8 protein-coding genes are annotated in these 11119 nt (G+C 32.8%); 2 read left to right on the forward strand and 6 right to left on the reverse strand.

Annotated elements, in window-relative coordinates:
* Positions 1–88: 88 nt before the first annotated feature.
* Positions 89–1849: a DEAD/DEAH box helicase gene (locus tag Z054_RS0125600; protein WP_024772852.1), complete on the forward strand. Its 1761-nt coding sequence runs from the start codon at positions 89–91 to the stop codon at positions 1847–1849.
* A gap of 137 nt (positions 1850–1986) precedes the next feature.
* A complete protein-coding gene (locus Z054_RS0125605; RefSeq protein ID WP_024772853.1) occupies positions 1987–2751 on the forward strand; it encodes a carboxypeptidase-like regulatory domain-containing protein in 765 nt (254 codons plus the stop codon).
* Positions 2752–2772: 21 nt separating this feature from the next.
* Here Z054_RS0125605 and Z054_RS0125610 read toward each other — a convergent pair whose 3' ends face one another.
* The 6 genes from Z054_RS0125610 to Z054_RS0125635 form a co-directional block, all read right to left on the reverse strand.
* Positions 2773–3138 carry a VOC family protein gene (locus tag Z054_RS0125610; RefSeq protein WP_024772854.1) on the reverse strand — a complete coding sequence of 122 codons (366 nt, stop codon included), beginning with the start codon at positions 3136–3138 and terminating at the stop codon, positions 2773–2775.
* A 68-nt stretch (positions 3139–3206) separates the two neighbouring features.
* On the reverse strand, positions 3207–3863 hold the full coding sequence (locus tag Z054_RS0125615) for a TrmH family RNA methyltransferase (protein ID WP_024772855.1): 657 nt from the start codon (positions 3861–3863) through the stop codon (positions 3207–3209).
* Between the two features lie 1751 nt (positions 3864–5614).
* Complete coding sequence (locus Z054_RS0125620; protein ID WP_024772856.1) at positions 5615–6430, reverse strand: mechanosensitive ion channel family protein; 816 nt, start codon at positions 6428–6430, stop codon at positions 5615–5617.
* Between the two features lie 124 nt (positions 6431–6554).
* The gene (locus Z054_RS0125625; protein WP_024772857.1) at positions 6555–8525 is read right to left on the reverse strand and encodes an OmpA family protein; all 1971 of its coding nucleotides are present in this window, start codon (positions 8523–8525) and stop codon (positions 6555–6557) included.
* Between the two features lie 98 nt (positions 8526–8623).
* Positions 8624–9580, reverse strand: coding sequence for a PorP/SprF family type IX secretion system membrane protein (locus Z054_RS0125630; RefSeq protein WP_024772858.1), 957 nt, complete (start codon positions 9578–9580; stop codon positions 8624–8626).
* 73 nt (positions 9581–9653) lie between these two features.
* Positions 9654–11119: T9SS type B sorting domain-containing protein (locus Z054_RS0125635; protein ID WP_024772859.1), on the reverse strand; the 1466-nt coding region annotated here is incomplete at its 5' end.

Below are 11119 nucleotides of genomic sequence, written 5' to 3' on the forward strand. Positions count from 1 at the left end.
CAATAAATTTCTGCAACACTATAATAAGTTCCTCGTTATTGTAATAGACAGATAATAAACCGTACCTTTGCGGCTTATTTTTAGCTATATGAATAAATTTGAAGCATTAGGTCTTGGTGAAGCCATTATTAAGGCGGTGAATGATATGGGTTTTGAAACCCCTAGTGAAGTACAGGAAAAGGCAATCCCTATTTTATTAAAAGAAGATACGGATATTGTTGCTTTAGCACAAACCGGTACAGGAAAAACAGCAGCTTTTGGTTTTCCCTTAATCGAAAAAATTGATAGTAGCAGTAGGATTACACAAGGATTAATCCTCTCTCCTACCCGTGAACTTTGTTTACAAATTACTAACGAACTAAAAAACTACTCTAAATATATTCCTGGATTGCACACCGTAGCAATTTATGGCGGAGCAAGTATAACAGATCAGGCAAAACAAATAAAGCGTGGTGCCCAAATCGTAGTGGCAACTCCTGGGCGAATGCAGGATATGATCAACCGTAAAATGGTAGACATTACCAATATTAGTTATTGTATATTGGATGAAGCCGATGAGATGTTAAATATGGGATTTTATGAAGATATTAATACCATTTTATCTCATACCCCAGAAGATAAAAGTACTTGGCTCTTCTCTGCTACAATGCCAAAAGAAGTTTCTACCATTGCAAAACGATTTATGCAAACACCGGTAGAAATTACTGTGGGGCATAAAAACACCGGTTCTAAAAATGTTTCTCACGAATATTATGTGGTAAACTCTCGTGATCGATATGCTGCCCTTAAACGATTAGCAGATGCAAATCCTGATATCTTTTCGGTAATTTTTTGCCGTACAAAAAGAGATACTCAAAAAGTAGCAGAAAACCTTATTGGTGATGGATACAATGCCGCAGCATTACATGGTGATTTAAGTCAAAATCAACGTGATCTGGTGATGAAAAGTTTTAGAAATCGCCAAATACAGATGCTAGTTGCTACAGATGTAGCTGCACGTGGTATTGATGTAGATGATGTTACCCATGTAATCAACTATCAACTCCCAGATGAGATAGAAACCTACACCCATAGAAGTGGAAGAACAGGACGTGCCGGAAAAAGTGGTGTTTCTATGGTTATCGTATCTAAAAGTGAAGTCAGAAAAATTAAATCTGTAGAACGGATTATTAAGAAGAGTTTCGAGAAAAAAGAAATTCCTAGTGGCGAAGAAATATGCCAAGTTCAACTATTTCATTTAGCCAGTGATATCGGAAAAGCAGAAATAAATCATGAAATTGATAGTTATTTACCATCTATTAATGAGGTTTTAGAAGAATTTTCTAAAGAAGAATTGATCAAAAAATTCTTTTCGGTAGAGTTTTCTCGTTTTCATAATTATTACAAAAAATCTAGAGATCTAAATGCTGTAAACGAAAGAGAAAGTAATTCTGGCAGAGATGGTAGTACGCGTTACTTTATTAATGTAGGAGAAAAAGATGGATTTGACTGGATGACTTTAAAGGATTTCCTGAAAGAAGTGTTAGAAATAGGAAGTGATTCTTTAAGCCGGGTAGATGTAAAAGAAAGCTTTTCTTTTTTCAATACCAATACTGAGCATCAGGAACGAGTTCTTCAGGTTTTTGAAGATTTCAGAATGGAAGGAAGAAAGGTTAATGTAGAAATATCTAAAGATTCTGGCCGTAGAGGAGGAAGACGTCGTCGTGATAATGATGGTGGTGGTTTTAAAGGAAAACGTAGAAGCGACGGATTTAAACCTAAGGGTAAAAAACGTTTTGATTCAAAAGAAGATAGAGGTAGCGGAGGTAATCAAAAAAGAGATCGTAGAAAACGTAGTGATCGTAGATAAATCAGAGGTTTTGTCCTTTGTATATTCAAGAAATATTTCCCCAGTAAATCATTGAATATAAAGACTTAACAAATAAATATGATTTTTGGCGCGATTTTTATGTTATATTATTTAAAATTGAACGTCATATTATATACATGAAGAGAGTATTATTTTACATAGCACTATTAGCAGGTATAACTACTTATGCTCAGGTAAATGATTCAAATACTGTATCAGGAAAAGTGTTAAATGCTGCCAATGATCAGATATTAGAAAATGTTCACATTGTTAATCTTAGCCAGGTAATAGGAACAATTACCAATGAAAAAGGAGATTTTAATATTCCTGCCAAAGTAAATGACACTCTATATTTCTCTTATATTGGATATAAACCATTACAGGTTAGAGTAACTAATGATTGGGTTAAGTTTGGAGAAGTTAAGATCAAGATGACAGAGTTAGGAATTGCGTTAGAAGAGGTAGTTGTAGCCGATGTACAACTTACTGGTTATCTGGAGATCGATGCTAAGAGAATTCCTGTCTATAACAATTACAGATATAGTATTTCTGGGTTAAATTCTGGATATGAAGGTGGTAGCAGGCAGCCTGGAGCTGTAAACAAGGTATTGGGTGCTATTTTTAACCCTGCAGATTTTCTATATAATATATTTAGCAAACGATCAAAGGAATTAAGAAAGCTTCGCAAAATGAAGAAGGACGATGAGATTAGAAATCTATTAGAGACTAAATTTGATCGTGCGACTTTAATGGCTCTTCTGCAAGTAGGACGGTTGGATATAGATGAGATTTTACGAAATTGTAATTATTCTGTTGATTTTATAAAATTTGCAAACGATCTTCAAATCCTCGATGCGATAAGCGAATGTTATGAGGAATACAAAATACTAGACAGAAAGTAATCTATATACAAGAGCATATTATCAACGTAACGAATGTAATGCAATTCTGTTTCCTTCAGAATCTATAAAGTATGCCATATATCCATGCTCTTCAGAGATTTGCTTTTTGCCTAAAACCACTTTCCCTCCTGCATCTGCCACTCTACTCATTTCATTAGCAATATTGTCACAAGAAAAGTATACCAAAACTCCATCTTTACTAGGTTTATAATGTTCTCCTGCATAGATTAATGTTCCGGTAGCAATTCCGACTTGATTTTGATTGGGAAACCACCCCATCTGTACACCTTCCATATCTTGAAGGTTAATTTCAATATCAAAAACTGTTTCATAAAAAGTTTTAGCTCTTTTCATATCTATAACGGGAATTTCGAACCAAGTAACCATAATATTAGATGTTAGATGTTAGATGTTAGATGTTAGATGTTAGATGTTAGATGTTAGATGTTAGAAAGTTACTCTTTCTCATGATATCGCGCAATAATTTGCTCATGACTTTTAATCACCTTCTTTGCCCACTCCATTCGTTTTTCTAATTTTTCTTCTTCAGATAACTGCCAATTGATATTTGTTTCTTTAAGTGTAGAGGTAACATGCTGTAAAATGATTGCTGCAGAAACTGAAATATTAAGGCTTTCGGTAAATCCAACCATTGGGATATGCAATCTGGCATCTGCCATTTCCAGAACCTGGTCACTTAACCCTTGTTGCTCTCTTCCAAAGAAAAATGCAGCTGGTTTATCAACATTAAAATCCTGTAAAACTTTAGAATCATCATGTGGAGTAGTCGCAACAATTTGATATCCTTGATTTTGTAATGTAGCAAGACACTCTTTGGTAGTTGAGTATCGATTGACATCTACCCATTTTTGAGCGCCCATTGCAATCTCACGATCTATACGTTTTGCGTTTATTTCTTCAATTACATGCACATTTTGGACTCCAAACACATCACAACTACGTATCACCGCACTTGTATTATGCAATTGATACACATCCTCGACTGCAACCGTAAAATGGTTTGTTCGTTGTTCCAAAACTTTTTTATTTAAACCTTGTCGTCTTGGAGTAAGAAATGATTCTAAATATTCGAGAAGTTTTATATCTATCATAACCGCTAAAATATGAAAACGTCGACTATTTTTAAATAAAAAAAGAGCTACCTGGTATAATATACCTGATAGCTCTTTTACAATCTACTTAATTTAACTTAAATACATACACCGTAGCTTTCTTAGTTGTAAAACTTATGACGTATTCACAACATGGCTCAAGTATATATATAATTCAGATTTAAAAACACTTAAAATTTGATATCGTCTATCAAACATTTTTTTATAACTATTTACACATTAAATCATTCTTTTTTAGATAAAAAAAACCTCCCGAAATTACCCCTAAAAACGGAAGGTTTAAGTAAACACATTGTCAAAATGTTTCTTACTGACTAATTATTTGTATCATAATTAGCCTAATTTTTCTTTTTCATTATTTCTTAATTCATACTTTATAATGCTGTTGTTATACTATTTATAGTAATAGGTTTTAGTATCAGTGTAGCTATGCTCAAAATCAAATTTGGCATTACTATACTGTATGGCGTGGTAAATAAATATCAAAAAAGATCTTAACAACTTGTAGCTGTGCACATTAAACTTAAATACGAGATTAACTAAAGATAAAAGGCTAGTTTTTCTGGTATTATGTGGTGTTAAGAAAGTGATAAAAAATGTACGGTAAGTCCGTAAAAAAGATAAAGAATTACTATATTTCACCCTTTGAAAAGAGGAGAAAAACGATATGCATTTTTCCTTAAGGGAAAGAAGCATCCCATCAATTGAAAATCGAAATTGACAATTTCTAGATACATGAAATAATAGTCTACTCATAATGATTGATTTATTTTAAATTAATCGCTATTCAGACCCTGCTTTTGTTGGCTCGCCAAAGTTTTACAATTGCGGGGTTGTTTTTGTCTTAACCTTAATTTTTAATGATACATATTTATAAAAGAAACTAACATTAAAAATCTACAGTCTTTACACATTTATTTATTATAACTTCTTTTTTTAGCACTACGATCAAAACACTTCCAAAAACAGAAGTTTTTGATTTTATATTAATTATTATGTATTCTCTTATATATAATAAAAGTAATACATTTCTATTTTCTTATTAATTCAGTTTGACAATAAAAGTGCTTGTTTCTTCACAAAAGTATTTAACTACTACTTAGATGAAAAACTACATATTTCTTTTACAAAACAATATCGAATATAAAACTCAGGGAGGGGTAAGAAAATAAGTTTTTTACTCTTTAATTATTACATTATGTTTTGTTCAAAAACAATACTTAAAGATAGTTACTATTTGTTAAAACCGAACACTGAAATACCACATAATTATTCCGGTTTTACCGTAAAAAAATAAATGATTAATCATATTTGCAAAAAGGTAAACAAAATTAACATTTACATTAGTTCAAAAAACAGCAATTACCTAATAATCAAATATTTACACTTAATAAAAAATCACATAAAAGGTTGTAAATCTTTAAAAAAAGTAGGAATATTCTATAAAATTTATACAAATACTGCCTTTTAACTGCTATAATAAGCTTTTTAACTGTTTTTAGACTGTTGCAAAAACGTCAATTATTGATAGATAAACTGTAATTTCTTATTAAGATAAAAGTATCCATCTTGTTTTTCAATACTAAAATAGATAATAGATTTGAAATGTTATATTATTATCCTCGGCTCTGATATTTTTAACTCTCTAAACTTAAACAGTTTACAAAAACAAAAAAATCACTCTCTATAGAAAATAGAAAGTGATTTTTAATTTTAATTTATTTTTACGCTTAGCCTTCTTTTTGAATTTCTACCGCGTGTGGGTAAGGAATTTCTATACCAGCAGCATCAAGGGCTAGTTTACAGTTTTCTAATGTAGCAAAATACACATCCCAATAATCTTCGGGGGTACAGTATGGTCGAACAGCCAAATCAACAGAGCTTTCCCCTAATTGACTAACATTTACAGAAGGTGCAGGATCTTTCATTACCTTAGGGTTTGATGTCAAAACTCCTAGCAATACTTCTTTTGCATCTTTTATATTTTCATCATAACCTATACCTATCGTGATATCTACTCTCATCATTCCTTCTACTGTATAGTTAATGATATTACCATTTGCCATTGCTCCATTAGGAACGATAGCTAACTTATTTTGTGGAGTAGTTAATTTGGTTGTAAAAATTTCAATTTCTTTAACTACACCTAATACGCCTTGTGCTTCTATAAGATCTCCTATTTTATATGGTCTAAAAATCATAATAAGTACTCCCCCTGCAAAATTTGATAAAGATCCTTGTAATGCCAAACCAATTGCCAAACCGGCAGCTGCAATTACCGCAGCAAAAGTAGTTACATCAACTCCTAATCTTGAAATTACAATAATGATAAGGAATACTTTTAACGACCAGGTCACTAAGTTTAATAAAAACCTTTGTAAAGATTCATCATACTTACTTTTAGACATTACTTGCCTAGCACTATTAATTAATTTCTTAATAACCCACGATCCTATAATATAAATAAGGATGGCTGTAATAAGTTTAGGGCCAAATTCTTTTGCCAGTTCAATACCGTAATTGAACCATTCTTGAGCTTTCTCCATTATAATTTGTGTTATTTTGTGTTGAAATATTGTAACAATAAAAAATATAGCTACAATTGATACAATTTTAGAATAGCAAAGGTATATTAAATCAATTCAAAGCCAAAATACTTTTATAATATGGCTATTGTAGAATAATAAACTCACTTCTACGATTACGTTGATGCTGCTCTTCACTACAAGATACATCATCGGCACAGGCATTGACTAATTGCGTTTCGCCATATCCTCTACCTGTTATCCTAGATTTATCTATTTTACCTTTTCCTATAATATATTTAATAGTACTTTTTGCTCTTCGTTCACTTAAAGACATATTATATTGATTATTTGCTCTACTATCAGTGTGAGATCTAATATCAATTTTCAGGTTAGGATATTCTTTAAGTGCTGCAATGATTTTTTGTAACTCTACCTCGGCATCAGGTCTTATAAAAGATTTATCTAAGTCAAAATATATAATTTCCAGATCAAGCAATTTAGCTAAATCATCACCTGGTTTTGCTTCTTTCCCGACTAATCCACCTTTATCAAGTTGTAAAGCAACATCATATTCATGTTCTAATACACTATTAGTTGTAAGAAGTGTTTCGGTAGGGTTATATGTTGTTTTGTTTGCTCTTACAACATATTGTTTTTCACACTCCAGATCAAATCTATACATACCTTTTGCATCTGTTACAGTACGTTGTAATTCACTATTGGTATCATCTAATAAAAATATTTCGGCATCTACCAAAACTTCTTTTGAATTTGCATCTGTAACTTTTCCTGTAACATATTGATTACAAGTGGTGATCAATTCTTCAATTTGTTTAAAACTATAAATATCATCATTTCCTTTTCCTCCAGTACGATTACTAGAAAAATATCCAATTTTTGTATCTTCATTCAACACAAAAGTAAAATCGTCTTCAGAGCTATTTACTGGTTTCCCTACATTATATGGTATAGAAAATGTTCCTGATTCTTCGGGAACGGTTACAAAAATATCTAACCCTCCCAGACCAACATGCCCATCACTAGCAAAATATAATCGTCCCGAATCACTAACGTATGGAAAAGTTTCTCTTCCTTCGGTATTGATCTTATCTCCAAGGTTTCTTGGTTCTCCAAAAGTTCCATCTTCATTTATATCAATCACATATAAATCAGAAAGCCCTCTACTGTCTGGCATATCACTAGCAAAATAAAGTTTGGTTCCATCTGCACTTAAAGCAGGGTGTGCCATAGAATATTCGTTACTATTAAAAGGTAATTCTTCTATATTATCCCATTTATTATTTTCGATTATAGCTTTATACAATTTTAATAATGTTGTACCTTTTTCATTAGAGCCTAATCTTCTTTTGGTATAATTATTACGAGTAAAGTATACGGTTTGACCATCATTACTAAATGAAGTAGATGATTCATGAAATTTGGTGTTTATTTTTCCTTTTATTTTTTTCGGAGCTTGTAAAGTACCTTTCTCTTCTGTTATAGTCGAAGAATACAAATCCAGAAATGGCATTTCATCCCATTCATGTACAATCCTGCTTATCCCACTATTACCACCACGAGAAGATGCAAACACTAACTGCCCTTGATTATTAAAACTTGGAGCATAATCAGAATATTTAGAATTCACACTAAGTTTTGACAACTTATATTTACCCGATTGCATTTCGATAAACTTTAGATAATCTCGTGTATTCATAAAAAATTCTGCTCGCTTATCATTTCCAATTAAAGTGTTGAAACGTTCCATTATTTTATCAGCTTCGTCATATCGTTGTACACTTTTCAAGCTTTGAGAATACCTGAATAAATATTCAGGATCAATATCATCTACATAAGTCGTAGTGAGTTTTTCATACCAGGGAATCGCATCTTCGAGTCTTGCATTGAAATAATAAGAATCTCCTATTTTTTTAAATAAATCGGCAGATTCATATCCCTTTTCAGCTACCTGAAGATAAATTTTTCGGGCGTCAACAAAAGCATATCGACTAAAACTTTCATCTGCTTTGGCTAAACGTTTTTCTTGAGAAAAAGCAATACCAGACAATAGTATACTTAAGGATATATTTATAAAATATTTGGTAAAATTCATAGTTTTTCGTTTTTACTTAATTCTAAAAACTAGGTTTTATTAAGGTTCTTATCTTTTGCTTTTATTTTTTTTGAAGGTCTATCATCCTTAAATAATAATTAAAAGAAACGAGGAGTTAACATTCTATTGTATTTTTTGAAAAGCTCGAATCTGAGAAAGACCTCATAACTCCCATCATTAAATTGACTCTGACCTAACTCGGTGGTTTCGCGATCATATGCAAAACCTATCATCATAGCATCTGAAATCTGAAATCCTATAGAACCACTTAATGCAGCACTCCAACGATAAGCAGCTCCCAGGGTCAAACGATCATACAATAAAAAATTAGCAGAAATATCTACCTGTAATGGTGCACCAAATACCAACTTACCTAAAACTGCTGGCTTAAACTTTACGTCATCACTCAAATCAAAAACATGACCTGCTATTAAATAATAATTTATACGTTCCTCTGCCAAAAAACTAACTGCTGTACTACTACTTGTTGTTGTGCTCTCATCAAAATGATCAGTTTCTAACAAATTAGGAGCACTTAATCCTACATAAAACTTATTGGTGTGATAATACACCCCTACTCCAACATTGGGACTAAACTTATTGTCTATATTACTCTCAAACAAAGCATCATTAGTATTAAACTGTGATAATTTCTGAAAATCAACATTCAATAAATGACCTCCAGCTTTTACCCCAAAACTTAGTCGACCTTCTTCTGATGTAGGAATCGTATAGGAAAAATCAATATCGAAATATGTTTCATCGGTAGGACCAATTGCATCATTTACTATAGATAATCCTAAACCAACTCGCTCATTTCCTCCAATGGGGGTATTAATAGTTAAGGTTTGAGTACGAGGAGCACCATCTAAACCAACCCACTGACTACGATGAAGTCCCATAATACTCATCACTCCTCGACTTCCTGCATAAGCTGGATTAACACTTATAGTATTATACATATACTGAGTGTATTGAGCATCCTGTTGGGCATAACTGTTCAAAAACATAGTGCTTAAAAACGCCACCACAATTATTGTTTTTATTTTTTTCATCTGCTCTAATTTAATATTTTTATTTCACCCACGAGTAAATTTAATCATACTCGTGGATGTTTTATTTTGATAATTACCTGTTAATGTATAAGTATCCTGCTCTATTTTTTTGTTCTCCTGATTCTAGAGTATAATTAAGAACATAATAATAAGTTCCTACAGGTAATTGATCATTCCCTTGTACTGTAGTTCTTCCTAATGATATTCCTCTGAAGAAATTATCATCTCTTCCATAGTTTTTGGATTCATACACTTTAACTCCCCAGCGATTATAAATTTCTAAGGTATTCTCTAATCTTTCAATTCCACTGATTATGAACACATCATTAATTCCATCTCCATTAGGTGACATTCCTGAAAAAACTGTAATATTATCTTCTTCTTCAGTAGGCCCATTAGGTTCTAAATAATCGGGAGTACCATTACCATTGCTATCAAAAGCATCATCAGGGTTACCATTACCATCTGGATCAGGATTTTCATCTTCTGTTAAAATTCCATCATCATCATCATCGGTATCCAGAATATCAGGAATACCATCACCATCAGTATCTTGAGGATTATCTGGATCATCTCCTATTTCAAATTCATTTATTACTCCATCCCCATCACAATCACCTGAAAAAACAGCACCAGGATTTGGATCACAAGGATCTAATGGATCTGTACCATCATTTTCTTCATCAACATCATTAATTCCATCACCATCGGTATCGCTAAGGTTTATTTCCACCAATCCAATTGCAATATTGCCTCCAGGATCGGTTGCAACCACATCTATTGTATCCATATCATCAAGTATAGGGAATACTCCACTATCAGGAATAGCTGTATCTGGGTCAATACCCCAATTACCAGTAGCATCAGTGGTTACAGTATACGTAACTTCTGGTATACCATCTCCGTCTTCGTCTACCGTAATGGTTAAAGTTTCATTAGGCTCTCCTGTCCCAGTTAAAGTAGGTGTAATATCGTTAGTCGTAAAGCTATCTACCGATATCGTCGTAACATCAATGGTTACCACTCCAGCTCCACTATTACCTCCGGCATCGGTAGCTACAACATCTAAAGTATCATTATCTGTTAACATTGGTAAACTACCACTTGTAGGAACGACTACTCCAGTATCAATACTCCAATCTCCGGCAGCATCTGTAGTTACGGTATAAGTAACTTCTGGGGTACCATCACCATTCTCATCTACTGTAATGGTTAAGGTCTCATTTGCCTCTCCTGTCCCAGTTAAAGTTGGGGTAATATCATTCGTTGTAAACGTATCTGCTGTTGGGGTTGTAAGATCAATAGTCACTACTCCAGCTCCACTATTACCTCCGGCATCAGTAGCTACAACATCTAAAGTGTCGTTATCTGTTAATACTGGTAAACTACCACTTGTAGGAACAGCAACTCCGGTATCAATACTCCAGTCTCCTGATGCATTTGTAGTTACTGTATAGGTAACCTCTGGGGTACCATCTCCGTTCTCATCAACAGTAATCGTTAAGGTTTCATTTGCTTCTCCTGTTCCGGTTAAAGTTG

This window comes from Aquimarina macrocephali JAMB N27 (assembly GCF_000520995.1).
GTDB classification, from domain to species: domain Bacteria; phylum Bacteroidota; class Bacteroidia; order Flavobacteriales; family Flavobacteriaceae; genus Aquimarina; species Aquimarina macrocephali.

Excerpts from the sequence above, each read along its gene's own strand:
- Z054_RS0125600 (WP_024772852.1), top strand. The coding sequence starts at position 89 with ATGAATAAATTTGAAGCATTAGGTCTTGGTGAAGCCATTATTAAGGCG.
- Z054_RS0125605 (WP_024772853.1), top strand. The coding sequence starts at position 1,987 with ATGAAGAGAGTATTATTTTACATAGCACTATTAGCAGGTATAACTACT.
- Z054_RS0125610 (WP_024772854.1), bottom strand. The coding sequence starts at position 3,138 with ATGGTTACTTGGTTCGAAATTCCCGTTATAGATATGAAAAGAGCTAAA.
- Z054_RS0125615 (WP_024772855.1), bottom strand. The coding sequence starts at position 3,863 with ATGATAGATATAAAACTTCTCGAATATTTAGAATCATTTCTTACTCCA.
- Z054_RS0125620 (WP_024772856.1), bottom strand. The coding sequence starts at position 6,430 with ATGGAGAAAGCTCAAGAATGGTTCAATTACGGTATTGAACTGGCAAAA.
- Z054_RS0125625 (WP_024772857.1), bottom strand. The coding sequence starts at position 8,525 with ATGAATTTTACCAAATATTTTATAAATATATCCTTAAGTATACTATTG.
- Z054_RS0125630 (WP_024772858.1), bottom strand. The coding sequence starts at position 9,580 with ATGAAAAAAATAAAAACAATAATTGTGGTGGCGTTTTTAAGCACTATG.